This is a genomic window from Carnobacterium sp. GW821-FHT04C06, assembly GCF_059420345.1.
In genome coordinates this window covers 290565-312321 of record NZ_JBWKTN010000005.1, presented here as the reverse complement: position 1 = coordinate 312321, position 21757 = coordinate 290565, and the positions used below count along the sequence as shown (strand labels likewise).

Genomic DNA, 21757 nt, shown 5'->3' with positions numbered 1-21757 from the left:
GGTTTTAAAAGACTAAAAGAAGCAAATAGATGAAATGTAGTTAGTTTTTCTGTCCCAAGGGGCTCACCTCACTTTTCTAGTTTAAAGTAGGAAAGAGCAAAATTTGCAAGAAACTTAAGAAACTCTTTAATCTAATTTTACTCCGTTACGATAGAATTATAAAGTAAAATCTAAAAAATACCAACAGTTAGCTTAAAAAGTGCTATCCAACTTGAGATGTATTTATAATTGAAGAGATGTTTGGTAGAATAAGAAAGAGTTTAAAATCGAACAAGAATACTAAATTTAGAACATATAAAGGATGAACAAACATGAATGAACCGACTTTTTTTGAAAAGTTAAAACAGGGTTTAGCAGTTTTTTGGAAATGGCTAAAACCCTATCTAATTAAAATCCATCATACAAGAAAACGTATTTGGAAAAAATACCATATTCATAAAATATTTTTGTTGGCATTATTAGTTGTAGTATTAGTAACGAGCATTTATTTGCTTTATTTAGCGAAGTCAGCGAATGTAGAATCCTTAAAAGCAGGTTTAGAGCAGACTACTAAAGTTTATGATGAAAAAGGGGAAGAAGCAGGAAGCCTCTATGCTCAAAAAGGCAGTTTCGTTACGTTAGATAAGATTGCACCTGCAATTCAAGATGCTGTTATTTCAACAGAAGACAAACGATTTTATCAACATGGCGGATTTGATGTGCGAGGAATTGCTAGAGCAGCAGTTGGGTATGTAGTAAATCGAGGAAACGTTGTGGGCGGGGGAAGTACCTTGACGCAACAATTGGCAAAAAATGCTTTCTTATCTCAAAATCAAACATTGACCAGAAAAGCACAAGAACTTTTTTTAGCTGTTGAAATTGAAAAAAAATACAGCAAACAAGATATTTTAGAAATGTATTTAAATAATGCCTACTTTGGAAATGGTGTGTGGGGTGTGGAAGATGCTGCTCAAAAATATTACGGCAAACATGCTTCTGAAATCACAACAACTGAAGCAGCTTCAATTGCGGCTATTTTAAAATCACCAAGTTACTACAATCCAATTGATCATATGGATCATTCAATTGAACGTCGAAATTTGATTTTAGACCTAATGGCAGACAATCAAAAAATAACTAAAGAAGAAGCAACGGAAGCTAAAAATTTACCATTATTATTGGAAGATACTTACAATCCCACTGATGGTTATCGCTATAAATATTACTTTGATGCAGTGATTGATGAAGCAGTTAACAAATATGATCTAAAAGAAGAAGACATTATGAACAAAGGGTATAAAATATACACCGCTTTAAATCAAGACTATCAGCAAAAAATGGAGTTAACCTATCAAAATAACAACTTGTTCCAATATTCAGCAGATGGGACACTTGTTCAAAGTGGTTCAGTTGCAATGAATCCTAAAAATGGTGGTGTCTATGCGTTAGTTGGAGGTCGAGGAGAACATGTCTTTAGAGGGTACAACCGGGCAACTCAAATTCGTGTACAGCCAGGTTCGATCATGAAACCATTAGCTGTATACACACCGGCTTTGGAATCAGGGTATAAAATAGATTCTATGTTAAAAGACGAGAAAGATTCTTATGGATCTGACCATTACACACCGCAAAATTACAACGACGTTTATTTAGGGGAGGTTCCAATGTATCAAGCCGTAGCCAACAGTATCAACGCACCTGCAGTCTGGTTACTAGATGAAATCGGCGTAGACAAAGGCTATAATAAGGTAGAAAAATTTGGGATTCCGTTAACTGAAGATGACCGTTACCTAGGGTTAGCGTTAGGAGGACTTACAAAAGGAGTCTCACCTCTTCAAATGGCCAGCGCTTATACAACCTTTGCAAATGAAGGCAAGCGCGCAGACGGCCATTTAATCACTAAAATTGTAGATGCAACAGGAGCGGTAGTCGTTGACAATCAAGATCCTAAAATGACAACTGTGACAACCCCAGAAGTTGCTAAAGATATGACGAGTATGTTGATGGGCGTTTTTAACGATGGGACAGGACAAAATGCCTTGCCAAATGGTTATACAATTGCCGGCAAAACAGGAAGCACCGAATTAACCTTTGGTGAAAAAAATGGAACAAAAGATCAATGGATCGTGGGGTATACTCCCGATATCGTTCTTTCAACATGGATTGGATACGATAAAACAGATGAAGAACATTACTTGCAAGGATTAAGTGAAGAGGGCGTTGCACCACTGTTTAGATCAGAGATGGCCAATATTTTACCTCTGACTCCACTGACTAAGTTTAATACTGAAAGTGCTCAAAATATAGTAACCGAAGAAAACAAAGGTTCTGTTGATAAATGGAAAGATGAGTTTGATAAAGGAGCAAAATATTGGGGCGATAAATTTAAAGAAGGATCTTCTTACCTTAAAGAAAAGTCGGGAAATCTGTTTAATAAATTTAAAGAAAAGCTAAACTAAAAATTTCATGAAAAAACGTTTTAGAATAGATTAAATAGGTCAGAAATGTTATAGTTAATAGGAGAAAAATAAACAATTTCATTTAGAGGAGTGTTCAATCAATGAGCAATAATATTTACGACACAGCAAACCAACTTGAAAAAGATTTAAGAGAAACAGATGCATATGTAGCTTTAAAAGCGGCTTATGATGCAGTCAAAGCAAATCCAGAAGCAAACGAAATGTTTCAAGAATTTCAAGGAATCCAAGTGAAATTACAACAAAAACAAATGTCTGGTGAAGAGATTCTAGAAGAAGAAATTAAAGAAGCTCAAGAAATGGCTATGAAAACTGGAGAAAATGAAACAATCAAAAACTTAATGGAAGCAGAACAAAAATTAAGCTTATTGATTGACGATATTAACCGTATTATCATGTCTCCAATCCAAGAATTATATCAAGGTCAATAATCAATTGGAAGATTCACTATTGCGTCAGTGATAGTGAATCTTTTTTAAAAGAAAAACGAACATCTGTTTATTTTTCCAGTGCATTCTGTTAAAATAAAACAATCATTTAAGAAAGGGTGAATCAAGTGGTTCAATTTATACATGGTGCTGACTTGCATTTAGATAGCCCTTTTATTGGGTTAAAAACATTGCCTGATTTTTTGTGGGAAAAAATATACCAATCCACCTTTACTGCATTAACAAATTTAGTAAATCATGCCATTGATAAACAAGTTGATTTTGTAATGCTGGCAGGCGATATTTATGATAGTGACGATCGAAGCGTCAAAGCACAAGCCTTTTTAAAGACAGAAATGGAACGATTAAACCAAGCTGAGATCCCAGTTTTTATTTGTCATGGGAATCATGATTACATAGAAAATAGTGGGTTACATTTAAAGATGCCAGAAAATGTTGAATTGTTTAGTGAAACAGTCGAAACGAAATGGTTGACGACAAAAAATGGAGAACGCATAGCAGTGAGTAGTTTCAGTTACAACAGTAGATGGATGACGAAACGCATGATTACAGAATATCCTAAAAAGCATGAGACGGCAGATTTTCATATTGGAATGTTACATGGTTTTTCAGAAGGATTGGAAACAAGTCACGGACACTATGCACCTTTTACAATCAACGAGTTAAAGAGCAAAGGGTACGATTACTGGGCATTAGGACATATTCATACAAGACAAGTATTAGAAATACAACCACCAATCCTGTACGCTGGGAATACGCAAGGCAGAAGTAGTAAAGAAACTGGCATCAAAGGGTGTGAATTAGTCACACTAACATTAGGGGATTCATCAATTGAAACACTAGAAACTCAGGATATCCAATGGGAAACGTTAGAAATATCATTAGCTAAACGGTCAACATTGGATGACGTGTATCGGAAAATTAAAGAGACAATTGAAATAAAAGAAGGCAGTCAAAAAAATTATTTATTAACCATTGAGTTGGTGGATACAAAAGACTTATTGCCAAACGTCTTAAAGAAAATAATCCAAGGAGAGTTGCTAGAAGCCTTGCAACAAATTTCAGCTACAGAGCCTTTTATTTGGGTAAATCAACTAAAAATACAAAAAAGAGCGACAGAAGATACCACTGAAAAAATGTTTATTATGGAAGAGTGGCTTCATGGGATTGAAGAATTGTCGAAAGAGAACCAATTTAATCAATCCACCAATAGCTTATTTGATTTTGCGTTAATTGAAGATTTATTGGAATCAAGAGATGAGGATTATCGTTCTAGAATTATGAAGCAAAGTTTAACGGAAATTAGTACAGAATTAGTGAATGAAAGCAGGGATAACCATGAAAATTAAAGAAATTACGATTTATGGTTATGGAAAATGGGTAGATCAACCATTTGATTCTCTAACAGATTTGCAGATTTTTTATGGAAAAAACGAAGCTGGAAAATCAACGTTAATGGCCTTTATTCATAGTATATTATTTGGTTTTCCTGCTAAACAAAGTTCTGAATTACGCTATGAACCCAGAAAAGGCAGTCGCTATGGTGGTCGTTTGCGGATTGTCACAAGACAATATGGTGAACTTGATATTGAACGAATTAAAGGTAAAGGAAACGGCAAACTTACGTTGACTAAAGCAGATGGAAGTAAACTACCAGAAACAGTTTTAAATGAATTGGTAAGCGGCATCGATAAAGCGACGTATCAAGCCTTATTTTCCTTTAATTTGTTAGAATTACAAAAAATCAGTCAACTAAATCAAGAAAAATTAAATCGCTATTTTTTAAGTATAGGAACGATGGGAAATGAACGCTATTTAAAAATTGCTGACCGCTTTAAGCAAGAAGCCAGTAAGCTTTACAAGCAAACTGGAAGAGTACCTGAGATCAATAAAAAAATAGTTGAAATTAGAAAAAAAGAAAAACAGCTCAAAACAGTAAAGGCACAAAATAATCAGTATAACCAACTAGTCAATCAAAAACTAGAATTAGAACAAAACATCAATCAACTAAGAACAAAACAGCAAGCAATTGAAACCCATCTTGAAAAATTAAATGAATTAACGAATAACTGGCAATATTTTGTAGAAATGAAAGCTATTCAAAAACAAATTAGCGAAGCTCAATTAAAGAAATTACCCGAAGATGGACTTTATCAGTTGCAACATTTTAACCAAGAATTGCAGCAAATCAAAAATGAACTGATAAAAAAAGAAGAGCAGCTAAGTTCGTTAACAAAGCAATTAGCTCCTTCCAAAGAGCTAGACTTTTATGAAACGCATAATGAAAATCTAACTAAACTGTTAGAAACGATTCCAACTATAGAGGCATATTTAGTAAAAGAGCAGCAAGTGAACCAGAAAAATGAACAACTTTTCCAGCAAATTCAACAAGAATATCGTTATTTAAACTTAGCTATAGACACTCCTATCCCACTTAAACTAGGTAACGAGCAATTAGAAAAACTAAGAGAATTACAAGTACGACAAGATTTTTATACAAAAGAGCAACAATCATTATCCGAAAAGTATCAACAGTTAAACTTTGAAAACAATGCTTTTAATCAGCAACTAGATCAAGTGGAGCGACTACTATGGGAAAATCAACAATTTCAACAAGTAGAAGAATTTTATTCAGTCAATAAAATCCAACGTCAAAAAACTCAGTCCACAAAGCCTACATTCGCTACTATTTTCATGCAATTAGCGGGTTTTGTTTCAATAGGACTTGGATTTGTCACTAGTCGTTTTTTTATCTTATTTGGTCTAGCTTTGATCGCTTTCAGTGGGTATCGAGTTCTTTCGCTAAAAGAAAAAAAGAAAAAAAGCACACTAGATGCACCAGCTTACTCATATGAGGAATTTATTCGTCAACAAGAACTTCGAAAACAGTGGCGAGAACTACTTGCAAAATCAGATGAGGTAACGATTTCAGTAAATCAAGTCACCCATAAACTTGAAGAAATGACGGTTGGAAAACAAGGGATTCTTTTGGAAATCAATCAAGTACAATCAGAATGGCAGTTGCCAAAACAGTATGCAATTACTGATTTTTTATCAGAATCTGATCCGTTTGAGTTAATTCGACAATTAAAAAATGAAGTTACAGAAAATCAACGGATAATACAAGTAATCAATGATCAGTTTCAAGTGTGGTTAAAGAAAGCTGAATTTCTTAAATCCGTTGTTGTAGCAGATTGGAATCATGTATCAGCTGTTCTGATTGGAATTAAGCATCTAGTAAAAGCAATCGAAGGAGAACTTGAACATCAAAATAAGGTAAAAGCATCCATTGAAGAATTGAATCAAGAAAAATCAGATTGGTTGAAGAAGAACAAAATCTACCAAAAAAAAAGAATTGATTTATTTCAACTTGTTTATGTACAAGATGAAGAGTCTTTTCGTAAGAAGTTTTTGTTAAACGATCAATTAAAAAGTAAAAAAGCCAGAGTCACGTTATTAGAAAATCAAATTGCAATAAACCAAGAATTACTTGAAACGTTTAGAGATGAACAAGAATTACAAGATGCGATTCAAGAACAAAAACAAGAGCTATCCCAACAAAAAATAAAGATTGAAGAAATGATTAATCAAAAAATTCAATGTGAAGTTGCACTGAAAAATTTAGAAGAAGGCGGACAGTATTCTGTATTGTTACAAGAATTTGCCAATTTAAAATCAGAACTACAAGATTTAGTAGATAAATGGAGTAGTTACCAAATTGCAGCTGATTTAATTGAACGATCATTAACCTATGCAAAAAAAGACCGTCTCCCTCAAACGCTTCAAGATGCAACAACGTATTTTAAATTGTTAACAAATGAAAATTACCATCGTATTCTTTTAAGTGAAAATCAAATTCAAGTCCAGCATCACGAAGGCCTCATTTTTGATGTCAGTGAATTAAGTCAAGGAACAGCCGAGCAACTTTATATTGCGTTGCGTTTTGCATTTATTAAAAATGCAGCTGATTTAATTCAAATGCCCATTTTGATTGATGACGGTTTTGTTAATTTTGATTTTGACCGTCAAGAACAGATGTTGAAGCTGATTGTGAAAATGAGTGAGAGCAATCAGGTTCTTTATTTCACATGTGATAAAAAAATTCAAGATGTATTCCCTAAAGAACAGGTGAAAGTGTTACAATAGAGGTAACGAACTAAAATGAAATAAGAGAGTGGGAGATGTATGGACAAAAAAATATACGATTATAATGTTGACGATACCGTTGATCTTTTTTTATTGATTAAGGGAGCCGATATCCGAATTGCAAAAAATGGCAAAAAATTTATTGCCTTTACTTTTCAAGATAAGAGTGGTCAGATCGATGGAAAATATTGGGATGCTTCTGAAGAAGATATTGCAGCATTTACAGCTGGAAGTGTTATTAAAGTTTCAGGAAAGCGGGAACTTTATCAAGGAAATCCACAATTAAAGCTCTTTAAACTTCGACTAGCAAGCGAAAATGAACCCCATGCGCCAGAACTCTACATGGAACGCGCGCCAATAAAAAAAGAAGATATTGCTGAAGAGATAAACAGTACGTTGTTTGACATTACTAATGCAAATATGCAAAGAGTAGTGCGTTATTTATTAAATCAATATCAAACGGAATTTTTCCAATTTCCTGCAGCCAAAAAACACCATCATGCATATATGGGAGGCTTGTCTTTTCATACAATATCCATGTTGCGCCTTGCTAAAACAATTGCCAGTCAATACGAAGAAATAAATAAAGCCTTATTGTACTCAGGAGTTATTTTGCATGATCTTGGGAAAGTAATGGAGCTTTCAGGAGCCATCTCAACAGAGTACACTCTTGAAGGAAATTTGATTGGTCATATTGTAATCGTCGATGAAGAAATCACAAAAGCTTGTTTAGCTCTAAAAATTGACGATAAGAATGAAGATATTATTTTATTAAAACATATGATTTTATCTCATCATGGTCAGTTAGATTATGGCTCACCTGTACGACCACGTTTACGAGAAGCTGAGATTTTACATCAAATTGATAACATGGATGCTTCTATTAACATGTTAAATTCGGCTTTGAATCGTACTGAGCCAGGAACCTTTACAGAACGTATTTTTGGAATGGATAATCGTACGTTTTATAAACCAAAAGAATCAACTGAGTTAGGGGAATAAAAAAAGAAACGTGCATCGGCACGTTTCTTTTTTTATTATTTAGTTGACTCTTTTTTGTCAGTTGACTCTTTTTTAGTAGTACTTTCTTTTTTATCAGATGATTTTCCAGTATAACTGTCCATTACATCTTTTAAGTCTTCATCTTTGATTTTTACATCTGCTTTTTTAACAAGTTTAGCAAGAACTGATTGAATGTATTCATTGTCTTTTAATTTTGCATCAAGCATTGCTGTTTCTAACTCTTTTTTATGATCTTTCATGTTTCCTTTTTCAGGATTTTTGATCATTTTAATGATGTGGTAACCATTTTGACCTTGAACGGGTTCAGCGGTTACTTCGCCATCTTTAAGTTTTGCCGCAGCTGCAACGAAAGCTGGATCATATCCTGTAGTAGCATCAAATTCAGGTAATTTTCCACCGTCTTCTTTAGAGCCAGTATCTAATGAATTTTCTTTTGCTAAGGTATCAAAATCTTCACCAGCATTGATTTTAGCAATTAAATCTTTTGCTGCTGCTTCATCTGCTACTAAAATGTGTTGAGCTGTCATTTTAGGAGTCCAGTCTTCCCAAGCTTTTTTGTAATCATCATCGGTGAATTTTGTGTTTGCTTTAACAGCTGCTTCAACTAATAGATTCATGCGAATGGTATCTTTGTATGATTTTTCAGTTAAGTTTGCTTGTTTTAGCAATGTATCAAATTGTTCGCCATAACTTTTCTTTTGTTTGTCGAATTCTGCATTGATTTTCTTATCTGTTACATCTTTTCCATAATTTTCTTCTAAAACATCTTTTAAGATTAATTTTTGAAGAGCAGCAGGGCCTGCTGTTTCTTTCATTGATTCATATAAATCTTCTTGTGTTACTTTTCCACCCTTAGTAGTAGCTACTGTACTGTTTGAACAACCTGCGATTGTGATGACTGCAAGTACAGCTACACAAGAAAGCATAAATTTCTTCATTTGAACACGTCCATTTCATTTTATAATTGCGAAGCACTCTATTAAATATAGCATAATCCAACCTAGATTTAAAAGGAAAACACCAATCTAATATTCTTAATATTACGTTAAAAAGAGAATAAGTGTGAAAAAAGCTTATTCTCTTAGTTAACATTACTTAGTAGAAGTAGTGTTAGTAGTTGGTTCTAATATAGAAGCTACTGCATTTTTCATATCTTTATCTTCGATTTGTACGTTTGCTTTTTTAATTATTTTAGCTAAGATTGGTTGTAATTGAGCTTGGTCGTTTGCGATTTCATCAATCATTTGTTCTTTCAATTCTTTTTTATGATCTTCCCATTTGCCTTTGCCTGGGTTTTTAGTCATTTTTAGAATCGTATAGCCAGTTTGACCTTGAACAGCTTCTTTTGTATATTCGCCATCTTTAAGTTTACTTGCTGCTTCTACGAGAGTGGCATCAAGACCAGTAGAATTATCGAAGTTTTCAATTTTTCCTTCTTTGTCTTTAGTTGTTGTATCTGTTGAGTATTCTTTGACTAATTTTGTGAAATCCTCACCAGCATCTAGTTTAGCAATAACTTCTTTTGCTTTATCTTCATCAGCGACAACGATTTGTTGAGCAGACATTTTAGGAACCCAAGTTTTGAAGGCTTTTTTGTAATCAGCATCTTTAAATTTCTTTTGATCGGTAACAGCTACTTTTATAAGAGCTCTTGTACGAGAAGTTTCTTTAAAGTCACTTTCAGTGACATTGTTTTGTTGAAGCGCTGCGGCAAATTGATCGCCAAGTTGTTTTTTCGTTTTGTTAAATTCAGCTTCACCGTCTTTTTTAGAGACTTTATCGCCATATTGATCTTCTAAAGCAGCTGAAATTAACATTTGACGAAGGGTTGCTTCACCGTATTTCCCTTTCATTTTGTTGTATAATTCTTCTTGTTTAATTTTACCAGCCGTCGTTGAAGCAACGGTTTTGTCTCCTGAACAACCAGCAATTGTGACAGCTAATAATAAGGCTGCACCTGCAATCATTAATTTTTTCATTTTCTTCATTCCTCTCAAAATTGATTGTTTACATTTTTAAGTAAAACGTACCTTACTTAATATAACATATCTATATACAAAAAAGTTTACTAATTTAAAGAGTTCCGTATAAAATCAAGATAAAGTCACAAAAAAATCATATTTAAAGAGCAAAATAAAAACGCCAGTTGTTTAAGGGCAACTGGCGTTAGGGATTTTTATTCTTTTGAAGTTAATTCTTCTAAATCAGGCATCAATTCAGAAAACTCTTCTAAATCGGCAGTTAGTTTAGTTGCTTTTTCTTCAATTCGACGCATACGAGGTTCATTTTGAATAGTAAATTCTTCTACAGAATCAGTCATTTCTTCTGTAAATTCATTTAAGAGAGAAAGGCCTTCTGTACTTAATTCAGTGATAGCCCCCTTTAAAGAATGAATGCTGTTTGAGACATCTTCAACGAGCAAAGTCGTATCGTCAATGTAACTCAATGCTAAATCCCGATTTTCTTTACCTGAGCGAGGGTTAGTTAATAAAGCGGAAACCCCACCGATAATAGAACCAAAAAGTAAACCTTTAAAAAATGGATGTGCCATGTGTTAGTCCTCCAATTCATGTTGAATAGTCGCTGCAATTTCAGCTAATTTTTCAGGTGTGTATTTTTTCATATTGTTGCCAAAGTGCATAGTAAAATCATCCTTTTTGCCATAGCGAGGAATTAAATGGAAATGTGAATGGAAAACAGACTGATAAGCCATTTCACGATTATTGTTAATAATATTCATTCCTTGAATAGCAGGATTTGATTTTTCAATACCACGAGCGATTTTAGGGATACGGCTAAAAACAGTTTGAGCTAAGGTTTCGTCGTATTCAAAAATATCGGTTACATGTTTTTTAGGAATCACCAAAGTGTGACCAGGAGTGACTTGTGTGATGTCTAAAAAGGCTAACACATCGTCATCTTCATAAACAACATGGCTTGGAATTTCGTGATTAATAATTTTACAAAATACGCAATCGTTCATCTAACTTAACCTTCTTTCTTTGTTCCAAAAATGTTTCGTTTTGATAGTTTAAATGTATCATAAAAATGATTGAAAGTGAAACGCTAATGCTGAAAAAATAGAAAAGTCAACCGACAGAAGTCAGGCTATGATATACTAAGATAGAATAAATTTACGGGAGGATATACTATAATGAGTTTAAATGTAAGGAATGTAACAGGGGGTTACAGCCAAATACCTGTTTTAAAAGATATTTCATTTGAAGTTGGCGAAGGAAAATTGATAGGATTGATAGGATTAAATGGAGCTGGTAAAAGTACAGCAATTAAACATATTATCGGCTTAATGTCACCAACAAAAGGATCGATTTCAATTGATGGGTTGACGGTGCAGGAGGATACTGAAAGTTATCGAAAGAAATTTGCTTTTATTCCTGAAACGCCTGTTTTATATGATGAATTGACTTTAAAAGAGCATATTGAACTAACTGCAATGGCGTACGATGTGCCGACTGAAATTGCTTTTGAAAGAGCTGGAAAGTTATTAAAAACATTTCGTTTAGAAAATAAACTGGAATGGTTTCCAGCACATTTTTCAAAAGGAATGAAACAAAAAGTCATGATTTTGTGTGCTTTTTTGGTAGAACCTAGTTTGTATATTATCGATGAGCCTTTTTTAGGTTTAGACCCATTAGGAATCAATGCTTTATTAGAACTAATGAATGATATGAAAGCACAAGGAGCTTCTATTTTAATGTCAACCCATATTTTGGCAACTGCTGAAAGACAGTGTGATGGTTTTGTGTTGCTACACAATGGCGAAGTGAAAGCAGAAGGGACCTTAGCAGAAATTCGAGCAAGTTTTAATATGCCGGAAGCTACTTTAGATGAAATTTATATCCAATTAACTAAAGAAGAGGACAAATAGATGAACATGATTGAAATTTGGAAAAAACGAGTTCGTTTACATCAAAAGAAAATGATGCGTTATATGAAGTATGTTTTTAATGACCATTTTGTATTAGTATGTTTATTTTTAATAGGTGCACTAGGTTATGCGTATTCTAACTTTTTAAAAAGCTTAGCAGGAGATTTTATTTGGGGTCGGCCCATTGTGTTAGTTATTTTTGTTTTATTGATTCTAACAGGAAAATTAGCAACCTTGATTCAACCAGCAGATGCTGTATTCTTACTACCAAAAGAAGAGCAGATGAAGGACTATTTCAAAGGAGCAAAAATGTATAGTAGCTTATTGCCAAGCTTTATCATTGTATTAATAACAGCCTTTTTAATGCCATTATTAGTAGCCACAACAACTCTTACTTTTTTCGATATGGTTTATTTTATCGTAATGTTGCTAATGTTGAAAAACTGGGAATTAGATTTACAAATTTATGCGTTAAAAGTAAGTCAAAAAGAAGAACGACATCTGCTTACGCTTATTAAGGTAGTAACAGTAGCCATTCTTAGTGGAGTTTCTTTGTTTAGCTACCCTATTATAGGTGTTGCATTGGCGATTTTAGTGTCCATTGGAAGTAGAAACTGGCTTAGTAAAAAAAGCAGTCATCAAGTTTATCAATGGGAATGGATGGTTTCAAGTGAACAACAACGAATGCACCGTATCTATCAATTTATTAATTTATTTACAGATATTCCTTCATTAAAAGGAAAAGTTAGACGTCGCAAATATTTAGATGGATTTTTAAAAGGCATTAAACCAGTTCATCAAAAAACATTTGACTACCTCTATGCTCGAACGTTTTTACGAGGAACGGAGTACAGTGGGTTATTTATTCGATTGACTGGAATTGCGGCTATCTTGATTGTGGTTACTCATTCATTTTACGTGGGTCTTTTCTTAGCTGTTATTTTTATTTACTTAACGGGCTTTCAACTATTGCCTCTTTATTTTCACTATGACAATATGGCGCTGACGAATTTGTACCCAGTTAAAGAAACAGTGAAAACAGGCGCTTTGAAGAGGTTATTAATGATGATTTTACTTTGCCAATCAGTGATTATTGTAATTGCTAGCTTGCTAGTTCTTTCCATTACTGAAAGTTTATTAATGGGAATTGTTGCACTTGTTTTTAGTGTTGTATTTTGCCAATTTTACTTACCAAGCAGGATTAAAAAAATGAAACTTGCAAAACGATATTAAAAAGGAAGCCCTTTTTCTTTCAATTGATATGAAAGGAAAGAGGGCTTTTTTTATTTAGACTAGAGTCCCCCTGTAAAATATTGGGGGAAATAAGAGGTTATTTATTTTTAAATTAGATAGTGAATTTGATTGAAAGTCTAACATGTATGACATACGAATTCATTCCAACTTACCAGCCATGTTATGATAAAAAATAACACAGGAGGTGTTTTATGAGAACAAATAGTTTTTTTAAATTAGAAGATGAGTTCCTGAATGCTAACGAGGATAACTTTGATTTATTTTTGAATAAGTTGTCTGAAATACAAGGCAATAAAAATAAATCACAATCGCCTAAGGTACCAATAATTGATTTTAATTATGATGCCGAACTAAGCAAGTTTGCATTAGCATTCGACGGAGAGGATAGTGAAAAAGTATTAGATAATTTTCAAGCGGTCTTTAATGGCTCTATCAGACCACACTCAACGTATTCGTTATTTAATATGGTTCCGACTCCTTTATTAGATGCGGTTGCAGCAACAACCTTAACTCAACTCTATAACGTAAACAGTTTAATGGACGATTTTGGTGGACAATTGTTACTAACTGAGCAACAAATTTCAAGAGGAGTTGGAAAGCTTGTAGGTTGGAATGAGGCAGTTGGAATTTCATGCAATGGTGGGAAATTAACCTTACTTTATGCAATAAAACTTGCGATTGCAAAGTTAGTTCCAAATTCAAATAAAAAGGGGGTTCCTTCAAATCTAGTTGTCTTAACAAATGAATCTTCGCATTACTGTGTGGAGCATGTCTGTTCCATTCTTGGAATAGGGTCTGAACAGTGTGTTAGAGTACCCGCTCAAAAAGATTGGCAGATGGATTACCAGCAACTTGAGGAGATTGTAACGTTACAAGTTTCTAAAGGAAAACAAATAGCAGCCGTCATTTGTTGTGGGGGAACAACGATAAATTTTGCTCATGATGATACAGATAAAGCTTACACGGTCGTAACCAAAACTTTGGAAGCCTTAGGTGAAAAGTATGTCCCACATTTTCATTTAGACAGCGTAATTGGTTGGTTATGGTTTAATTTTAAAATAGCTGGCTCAAATTTAGAAACAACAGAAAAATCGATTCAATCTAAAATTAATCAAGTGGTACAGCGACAAGCGGGGCTATCAAAATTCGATTCTTTCGGTGTTGATTTTCATAAAAATGGACTTTGCCCCTATTCAACAAGCTTTTTTATAACGAAATCTAAAGAGGCTTTTACAGCACTGAATGATGGGAGTTATGAATATTCTGATGAAGATTATCAGTATGGGAAATTCAGAGCCTATCGCTATACCATTGAAAATTCACGACCGGCAATGGGGATTTCGGCAGCTTATATTACTCTTAAAAGATTAGGGATTTCTGGTTTTCAAAACTACTTAATTGAATTACATGAAATGAGTTTACACTTTAAAAATGAAATGAAAAAAGAAGATAAATTGACTGTGATTAATGACTATTCTTTAGGATGGGAACTGGTATTTTTAATTGATTTTCATATTTTAATTGAAGAAACAAAACATAATGAAGGCATAATTGCACAAGGCTTTATAAATTATTGTTGGAACAAATGCAATCAAGGGGAAATGGTGCCACTAATAAGCTTTGTCCCAGCATATAAGGTTCACGCTGAATCAGTGGAACAAGTGGCTTATTTATTGTATCCCATTAATTTAGCATCGAGAAATGAAGCAACAGAGATAATAGATTCATTAAAAGGAGTCATTGCTGATTTTGAACAGGATGTTTTAACTGGAAATTATGAACTCAGCGAAAAAGCTATTGAAAAACCGATTCGTTAAAGGAGGTAATCATTTGAAAGCCACTAACGCATACAAAGAAGATGCTTTTGATTTTATTGATCGAAAATTAGAGAACAACAAAAATATCATAAATTTAGCAGTAGGAAATCCAGATGGAAAACCAAATAAACTTTTGATTGATACATTAAGTCAGTGTATCCAAGAAGAGGATATGCATGGGTACGGATGCTTTTCACCTGAACTAACAAACAGCCTTAGAAAAAGTATTGCTAACTATTATCAATCGAGATTTGGAGTTAATTTAACGCCAGACAGTCATTTTTTAGAAGTTCCAGGAACGAAGGTAGCAATATATCGTTTGATTTCGTTACTTATTGGTAAAAATGAGAAGGTTTTACTTCCCACTCCATCCTATAGTGTATACACAAAATGCATTGAGCTTTTAGATGGAGAAATCCTCTATTTTCCTTGTAATCCAGATGATTTTTATCCGGATTTAAGTAAAATTTCTGAAACGGCCTTCAAAGAGGCGAAACTTATGATTCTATGTTCACCAGGAAATCCAACTAGCACAGTTTTATCAAGCGCCTTTTATGAAGAGGTTGTTTTACTAGCAAAAAAATATCAGTTTATGATTATAAATGATTTAGCGTACGCAGAAGTTCGATATACCGATGCAGAAGTACCTAGTATTCTTTCAATTGAAGGATCACAAGAGGTGGCAGTTGAGCTTTATAGTCTGAGTAAGTCTTGTAATATTGCAGGGTGGCGAATTGGATTTGTTTGTGGGAATAAAGAAATCATCAAACAATTAAAAGCGTTACAATTTAATATTGAATTTGGACTATTTCTTCCTTTACAAAAAACGGCCATTACAGCCCTTGAACATTTACCCATGTTAGCTGGTGTTGAAATAGCCAAGTATGAAGAAAGAATTGATTACTTTATTGCAGAAATGAATAAAGTCGGATGGAAAATAAAAAAACCAGCTGCTTCTTTTTTCATATGGACTAAGATTCCAAAGCAATATGACTATATGAGTGATAAAGAGTTTGTTACCTTTATTTTAGAAAAAACAGATATTTTATTTTCACCAGGAAGTGGTTTTGGATCAGGTGGAAAAGGATACATTAGAATCGCGATGGTTCAAGAGATGAGTGTGATGGAAGTAGTGGTAACTAAATTAAAACAATTATTGGATTAGGTTATGTAAGTGAGATGATTGTGGAGAATGTTAGCGATTGAGGGGAAATAATCGCTTTAGCTGATTTTAAATAAAAAAGAAAGAAACGAAAATTCAACTGAATTCCCGTTTCTTTCTTTTTTACTAAATAGATTGTTTAATTTTTGTAATTGAGCTTATTTATTCAGTTAAAATTAAGCTAAGTCAGAGCCATTAGTTTCAATGACTTTTTTATACCAATTAAAGGATTTCTTCTCATAACGATCTCCAGAGCCTTCAATATTGTCGTCAAGATCAACGTAAATGAATCCGTAACGTTTAGACATTTCACCTGTAGAAGCGCTGACTAAGTCAATACAGCCCCAAGGAGTGTATCCCATTAAATCAACTCCATCACCAATAGCTTCACCCATTGCTTCAATATGACTTCTTAGATAGTCGATGCGATAATCATCTTCAACAAAATTATTTTCATCAAGAACGTCTTTTGCTCCTAAGCCATTTTCAACAATGAACAATGGTTTCTGATAACGCCCATATAATTCATTTAAAGCTAAACGCAAGCCAAGTGGATCAATTTGCCAGCCCCATTCAGAAGCTTCTAAGAAAGGATTGCTAACGCCAGACAATAAATTCCCTTCAGATTTTGCCATAACGTCTTCGTCAGTCGTCACAACAGTAGACATATAGTAGCTAAACCCAACATAATCGACAGGATATGCTTTTAATAACGCTAAATCGCCATCATGAATATCTAAAGTAACATTTTCTTCTTTCCAGATACGTTTGGCGTAATGAGGATATTCCCCTTTGGCTTGAACGTCTGCACAATAAAAATTAAAGGCTTGATTGTACTCTAAAGCTTTTAAATGATTGATTGGATTTGAGTCGTAAGCATATGTGGTTGCATAAATAATCATACAGCCAACCTCTAAATCAGGATTTAAGTCATGAGCAATTTTGACAGCCTTACTACTTGCTAAAAATTGATGGTGCAATCCTTGATAAATGGTTTGCTTGCTACCTGCGCCAGTTTTCATTACCAAGCCTTGACTCATCACTGGGAAATGCAACGCACTATTAATTTCGTTAAATGTCATCCAATACTTTACTTTTGTATGGTAACGCTCTAAAACAACTTTTGCATAGCGCTCATAAAAATCAACTAATTTGCGATTGCCCCAGCCACCATATTCTTTAGCTAAGTGTAACGGCATTTCATAATGAGAAATTGTCACAACAGGTTCAATTCCGTATTTTAAGCATTCATCAAAAATGTTATCATAAAAGGCTAAACCAGCTTCGTTAGGTGTGGTCTCATCACCATTTGGAAAAATACGTGACCAGGCAATAGATAAGCGGTAGACTTTGAAGCCCATTTTAGCAAATAACGCGATATCTTCTTTGTAGCGGTGATAATGGTCGATTCCTTTATGGTTTGGGTAGACATATTTAGATTCATCAAGCTCAAAATTAAAGTCAGGACTTGCTACGATTTTGAAGCGGTCTTTTCCACCAGGTAAGGCATCTGCAACAGACAAGCCTCTGCCATCTTCCAAATAAGCGCCTTCCAGCTGATTTGCTGCCGTAGCACCACCCCACAAGAAGTTTTTTGGGAAAATAGATTTTGTATTTGACATTAAAAAGCACCTCAATTCATTTATTTCTCTTAGCATAAACTATGAGATGCATCCCATGTCAAATAAAAATAAAATCTTCTCTGAAATTCCAGTTAAATAATGCTACAATATGTAATGAATCGAACGAAAAGGAGAGTGCTAGCATGTCGAATATCAATGAAATTGCAAAGCTAGCAGAAGTTTCAAGATCAACTGTTTCACGAGTGATTTCCAATAATGGCTATGTAAAAGAAGAAACTAGAAAAAAAGTTCAAAAAATTATTGACGAACTTGATTACACACCCAATCAGAATGCCATTTATTTAAAAAACGGTGAAACCAAGAATATTGGCATTGTATCACCAGACTTTTCAGATGTGCTTACCATTTTTCTAAGTAGTTTTGCAACAATTGCTAAAAAATATGGCTACCAAGTGACTTTATTATTGACAGATTATGATAAAAAAAGTGAAGTGGAAGCTTTTCAAAAATTAAAACAAAAACAAATTGATGGCATTTTTCATATTGTTCGCTCAAATGAATGGGAAGTACTTGAAAAATACAGTAAATATGGACCCATTGTGACTTGGCAAAGAGTTCAATCAACAAAAATTGACACTATTTTTATGGATCATTATGAAGGGTTCAAATTAGGGCTGTATCATTTGTATGAAAAAGGTCATCGTAAAATCAAACCCTTTTTTGGCATTGAAAAAAGTCTCAATACAGTCGCACGAGTAAAAGCATGGCACGATTTCTGTCTCGAAAAGCAACTTGATCCTAAGCTAGACGATATTATTTATGATTTGCATAGCTCAAATGATGGGAGAAAAATTGCTCAATGGTGGGTAAAGGAAACAACGCCTCCAACGGCAGTTTTATTTCCAACAGATAATGTAGCGGTGGGCTTTTTAGCAGAAGCAAGAGAATTAGAAATCGTTGTTCCTAATCAAGTCGCAATTATAGGGTTTGACAACACTTTTATTTCTGAACTATTTAATTTAACAACCATAGATTATCCCATGCACTTACAAGCAGAGAATGCTTTTTTTAAACTGTACAATCAATTAAAACATAAAGAATTACCGTTGCATAAGCTTGAATTTAAATTAATTGAACGCGGAACAACCTAAAAGTTTAAGATTTTTTGAATTTTCAGATAAATGACGTGCGTTGCAGGGTGATTTTTGATATGATAGCTTCAAAATAGATGAATGTGTATTGAGAGGGGACTAATTATGAAAGTCTTATTGGATGATAAAATAGTAGAACGCAATGAAGTGAAAATTGATATGGAAGATAGAGGCTATCAATTTGGTGATGGGTTATATGAAGTTATTCGTGCATATAATGGCACTTTTTTTACAGCTGACGAACATATTGACCGTCTCTTTACAGGAGCTAAAAAAATTGACTTAGTCCTTCCCTTCACTAAAAATGAATTAAAAGAACGCCTATACAAGTTAATGAAAGAAAATGAAATTGAAACTGGTAATATTTACTTCCAAGTAACAAGAGGAATTGCGATTCCAAGAGACCACTCTTACCCAGATCCAATAAAAGTGCCCGCTGTTTTTACGGCGTCAACTACTAAAGTCCCAAGAGATCAAGCAAAAATGGATCGTGGTATTTCAGTGATTACGTTGCCTGATATGCGTTGGTTGCACTGTGATATTAAATCAATTAGTTTGCTGGGAAATGTAATGGCTAAGCATGAAGCCCACAAAGTTGGAGCAGAAGAAGCAATACAGCATCGTGATGGTATTGTCACTGAAGGAGCTTCGACAAATATGTGGATGGTCAAAGATGGCGTCATTTATACTCATCCAGATGGCAATTTAGTGTTACCAGGAATCACTAAAATTGTCTTATTAGATGTTGCTAGAAAAGCAGGTATTCCAGTTAAAGAAGAAGCCTTTACATTAGAACAATTGAAAAATGCGGATGAAGTCTTTTCATCAAGTACAACGATTGAAGCAATGCCAATTGTTGAAATTGATGGGGTTAAAGTGAATGATGGCAAACGAGGACCTGTTGTGAAGCAACTTCAAGATTTATATGTAAAAGCAGTTGAAGAAGTTTGTGGGAAAGTTCGATAAATATCTAACTATTGATTGCATGAGAAATTTATGATACGATTATAAAAGCAAACAAGGCGCTAGCTCTATCCAGAGTAGCGTCTTTTGTGATGTGGAAGTTTGATTATTTCTAACTAGTCCAATAAAGGTTCGTTGAAATTATAAAAAAACAGTTGGTATTTTAAAGCTGTTTAATTAAAATCTACATCGCAAATCAAATGATGATTGGGGGAATCGATGTGGAACATGAGCATCAAAAATCCCATATTGTAACGATTTTAGGCGTTATTATTATGGGGACATTTGTAACAATATTAAACCAAACCTTGATGAGCACAGCGCTCCCAAGTATTATGAAAGAATTCTCGATTACAGCAGTAGGTGGTCAATGGTTAACCACATCCTATATGCTGATTAATGGGATTATGATTCCAATTACGGCTTACTTAGTTGAACGATTTACAACAAGGCAGCTTTACTTATTTGCCATGATTTGTTTTACAATAGGAACATTGATTGCGGCAACTTCTAGTGTCTATTGGGTATTGATTGGAGGAAGAATGATTCAAGCAATTGGAGCTGGAATTGTCTTACCATTACAAACGATTGTGGTTCTGTATATGTTTCCAATTGAAAAAAGAGGTTCCGCAATGGGATTAATTGGACTTGCCATGAACTTCGCGCCAGCAATTGGTCCTACCTTTTCCGGTTGGGTTGTTCAAAATTACAGTTGGAATATGCTTTTTTACTTTATTTTACCATTTGCAATTCTTGATGTAGTTGTAGCATACTTTGTTCTGAAAAATGTGAGTGAGGTTGGAAAGCCTCGTTTAGACTGGTTAAGTGTCGTTTACTCTACATTAGGATTTGGTGGCTTGCTATTTGGTTTCAGCAATGCGGCTTCTCATGATTTCTTTAGTATCAATGTTGGAGGTGTCCTGCTAGTCGGTATTGCTTCTATTTTATTACTAATTAAACGATGCAATGCTTCAGAGCACCCTTTGCTCAATTTTAAGGTATTTAAATTCCGAGGCTTTAGATTAAATGTGATCATTTCCTTTATTATTTTGGCTGGAATGTATGGTGGGATTATTTTATTTCCAATTTACTTCCAAAGTATTCGTGGTTTCGACCCTATGAAATCAGGTATGATTTTACTGCCAGGTTCAATCGTCATCGCTGTAATGAGCCCTATTACTGGGCGCTTATTTGATCGATACGGAGGAAAAATATTAGCCATTACAGGACTGTTTTTAATAACAGTTACTACTTTTATGATCGGACGTTTAACATTAACATCATCTCTTTCAACAATTATTGGGATTCAGCTAGTTCGTTCATTAGGAATTGCTTTGACTTTAATGCCTCTTCAAACAGGTGCTTTTAATGCGGTTCCCTTATCAATGGCAGGACATGCAAGTGCGATGTTTAATACTCAACGACAGTTAGCTGGTTCAATGGGAACGGCACTATTTGTTGTCATCATGATGATGGTATCAAATAGTGCAGCAGCAGCTCATAAAGGAAGCCCGCAGTTAGCTTCGCTAAGTGGTTTTCAAGCTGTCTTTTTCGTAGTCGGAATCTTTTCATTAATTGGTTTGATACTCAGTTTGTTTGTTCGAGATGAAGCACCAAAATCAAAAATAAAAGTTGTTCAAGAAAATACGAATTAAATTCGTTAAAATTAGCTTAGAAAAACTCATTTTTTAGAGATGAAAATGTGAGTTTTCAAGCTTTTTTTATTTTTTTTGGTAAAACAGTGTATATATGCTTGACGTAGAAGCAGAAGCAACCTAAAATAAGGAGTGAATAGAATGATAGATATCTTATTGATGTCTATCATTTTTGGCTCTAGTACGTAAGTTCGTTAATTTAAGTTAGG

Annotated in this window: 17 protein-coding genes; 12 read left to right on the top strand and 5 right to left on the bottom strand. The window is 34.0% G+C overall.

Annotated features, from left to right (window positions below; genetic code table 11):
* Positions 1-311 precede the first annotated feature (311 nt).
* The 5 genes from AC07SW_RS10915 (at position 312) to AC07SW_RS10895 (ending at position 8053) form a co-directional block, all read left to right on the top strand.
* Complete coding sequence (locus AC07SW_RS10915) at positions 312-2438, top strand: PBP1A family penicillin-binding protein (RefSeq protein ID WP_034570598.1); 2127 nt, start codon at positions 312-314, stop codon at positions 2436-2438.
* Between the two features lie 101 nt (positions 2439-2539).
* Positions 2540-2887, top strand: a complete 348-nt coding sequence (locus AC07SW_RS10910; RefSeq protein ID WP_034570596.1) for a YlbF/YmcA family competence regulator — start codon at positions 2540-2542, stop codon at positions 2885-2887.
* Positions 2888-3012: 125 nt separating this feature from the next.
* On the top strand, positions 3013-4254 hold the full coding sequence (locus AC07SW_RS10905; RefSeq protein ID WP_119907823.1) for a metallophosphoesterase family protein: 1242 nt from the start codon (positions 3013-3015) through the stop codon (positions 4252-4254).
* The gene (locus AC07SW_RS10900; protein ID WP_494632870.1) at positions 4244-7051 is read left to right on the top strand and encodes an ATP-binding protein; all 2808 of its coding nucleotides are present in this window, start codon (positions 4244-4246) and stop codon (positions 7049-7051) included. The genes AC07SW_RS10905 and AC07SW_RS10900 overlap by 11 nt, the downstream gene beginning before the upstream one ends.
* A gap of 39 nt (positions 7052-7090) precedes the next feature.
* Complete coding sequence (locus tag AC07SW_RS10895; RefSeq protein WP_119907825.1) at positions 7091-8053, top strand: 3'-5' exoribonuclease YhaM family protein; 963 nt, start codon at positions 7091-7093, stop codon at positions 8051-8053.
* A 35-nt stretch (positions 8054-8088) separates the two neighbouring features.
* On the opposite strand, the gene AC07SW_RS10890 is transcribed toward AC07SW_RS10895, so the two are convergent.
* The 4 genes from AC07SW_RS10890 to AC07SW_RS10875 form a co-directional block, all read right to left on the bottom strand.
* Positions 8089-9012, bottom strand: coding sequence for a peptidylprolyl isomerase (locus tag AC07SW_RS10890; protein WP_034570587.1), 924 nt, complete (start codon positions 9010-9012; stop codon positions 8089-8091).
* A gap of 153 nt (positions 9013-9165) precedes the next feature.
* A complete protein-coding gene (locus AC07SW_RS10885; protein WP_463684916.1) occupies positions 9166-10053 on the bottom strand; it encodes a peptidylprolyl isomerase in 888 nt (295 codons plus the stop codon).
* Positions 10054-10250: 197 nt separating this feature from the next.
* Positions 10251-10625 (bottom strand): YtxH domain-containing protein, encoded by a 375-nt coding sequence (locus tag AC07SW_RS10880; protein ID WP_034570581.1) that lies wholly within the window; start codon positions 10623-10625, stop codon positions 10251-10253.
* Between the two features lie 3 nt (positions 10626-10628).
* Positions 10629-11057, bottom strand: a complete 429-nt coding sequence (locus AC07SW_RS10875; protein ID WP_119907828.1) for an HIT family protein — start codon at positions 11055-11057, stop codon at positions 10629-10631.
* A gap of 171 nt (positions 11058-11228) precedes the next feature.
* On the opposite strand from AC07SW_RS10875, the gene AC07SW_RS10870 reads away from it, so the two are divergent.
* From AC07SW_RS10870 to AC07SW_RS10855, 4 genes are all read left to right on the top strand, one after another.
* Positions 11229-11963 (top strand): ABC transporter ATP-binding protein, encoded by a 735-nt coding sequence (locus AC07SW_RS10870; RefSeq protein WP_119907829.1) that lies wholly within the window; start codon positions 11229-11231, stop codon positions 11961-11963.
* The gene (locus AC07SW_RS10865) at positions 11964-13196 is read left to right on the top strand and encodes an ABC transporter permease (RefSeq protein ID WP_119907830.1); all 1233 of its coding nucleotides are present in this window, start codon (positions 11964-11966) and stop codon (positions 13194-13196) included.
* A gap of 212 nt (positions 13197-13408) precedes the next feature.
* Positions 13409-15034 carry a pyridoxal phosphate-dependent decarboxylase family protein gene (locus AC07SW_RS10860; RefSeq protein WP_311907224.1) on the top strand — a complete coding sequence of 542 codons (1626 nt, stop codon included), beginning with the start codon at positions 13409-13411 and terminating at the stop codon, positions 15032-15034.
* Positions 15035-15047: 13 nt separating this feature from the next.
* Entirely contained in the window at positions 15048-16199 is a 1152-nt protein-coding gene (locus AC07SW_RS10855) for a pyridoxal phosphate-dependent aminotransferase (protein ID WP_494632866.1), read from the top strand.
* 173 nt (positions 16200-16372) lie between these two features.
* On the opposite strand, the gene AC07SW_RS10850 is transcribed toward AC07SW_RS10855, so the two are convergent.
* Entirely contained in the window at positions 16373-17818 is a 1446-nt protein-coding gene (locus AC07SW_RS10850) for a glycoside hydrolase family 1 protein (protein ID WP_485401618.1), read from the bottom strand.
* Positions 17819-17961: 143 nt separating this feature from the next.
* Here AC07SW_RS10850 and AC07SW_RS10845 point away from each other — a divergent pair, with 143 nt between their 5' ends.
* The 3 genes from AC07SW_RS10845 (at position 17962) to AC07SW_RS10835 (ending at position 21548) form a co-directional block, all read left to right on the top strand.
* Complete coding sequence (locus tag AC07SW_RS10845; RefSeq protein ID WP_119907834.1) at positions 17962-18930, top strand: LacI family DNA-binding transcriptional regulator; 969 nt, start codon at positions 17962-17964, stop codon at positions 18928-18930.
* Positions 18931-19035: 105 nt separating this feature from the next.
* Positions 19036-19896, top strand: a complete 861-nt coding sequence (gene dat, locus AC07SW_RS10840; RefSeq protein WP_034570563.1) for a D-amino-acid transaminase — start codon at positions 19036-19038, stop codon at positions 19894-19896.
* A 218-nt stretch (positions 19897-20114) separates the two neighbouring features.
* Positions 20115-21548: an MDR family MFS transporter gene (locus AC07SW_RS10835; protein ID WP_119907835.1), complete on the top strand. Its 1434-nt coding sequence runs from the start codon at positions 20115-20117 to the stop codon at positions 21546-21548.
* Positions 21549-21757 lie beyond the last annotated feature (209 nt).

Bases quoted from the DNA above. Each gene is read 5' to 3' on its own strand.
- AC07SW_RS10915 (WP_034570598.1), top strand. From the start codon at position 312: ATGAATGAACCGACTTTTTTTGAAAAGTTAAAACAGGGTTTAGCAGTT.
- AC07SW_RS10910 (WP_034570596.1), top strand. From the start codon at position 2,540: ATGAGCAATAATATTTACGACACAGCAAACCAACTTGAAAAAGATTTA.
- AC07SW_RS10900 (WP_494632870.1), top strand. From the start codon at position 4,244: ATGAAAATTAAAGAAATTACGATTTATGGTTATGGAAAATGGGTAGAT.
- AC07SW_RS10895 (WP_119907825.1), top strand. From the start codon at position 7,091: ATGGACAAAAAAATATACGATTATAATGTTGACGATACCGTTGATCTT.
- AC07SW_RS10890 (WP_034570587.1), bottom strand. From the start codon at position 9,012: ATGAAGAAATTTATGCTTTCTTGTGTAGCTGTACTTGCAGTCATCACA.
- AC07SW_RS10885 (WP_463684916.1), bottom strand. From the start codon at position 10,053: ATGAAAAAATTAATGATTGCAGGTGCAGCCTTATTATTAGCTGTCACA.
- AC07SW_RS10880 (WP_034570581.1), bottom strand. From the start codon at position 10,625: ATGGCACATCCATTTTTTAAAGGTTTACTTTTTGGTTCTATTATCGGT.
- AC07SW_RS10875 (WP_119907828.1), bottom strand. From the start codon at position 11,057: ATGAACGATTGCGTATTTTGTAAAATTATTAATCACGAAATTCCAAGC.
- AC07SW_RS10870 (WP_119907829.1), top strand. From the start codon at position 11,229: ATGAGTTTAAATGTAAGGAATGTAACAGGGGGTTACAGCCAAATACCT.
- AC07SW_RS10865 (WP_119907830.1), top strand. From the start codon at position 11,964: ATGAACATGATTGAAATTTGGAAAAAACGAGTTCGTTTACATCAAAAG.
- AC07SW_RS10860 (WP_311907224.1), top strand. From the start codon at position 13,409: ATGAGAACAAATAGTTTTTTTAAATTAGAAGATGAGTTCCTGAATGCT.
- AC07SW_RS10850 (WP_485401618.1), bottom strand. From the start codon at position 17,818: ATGTCAAATACAAAATCTATTTTCCCAAAAAACTTCTTGTGGGGTGGT.
- AC07SW_RS10845 (WP_119907834.1), top strand. From the start codon at position 17,962: ATGTCGAATATCAATGAAATTGCAAAGCTAGCAGAAGTTTCAAGATCA.
- dat (WP_034570563.1), top strand. From the start codon at position 19,036: ATGAAAGTCTTATTGGATGATAAAATAGTAGAACGCAATGAAGTGAAA.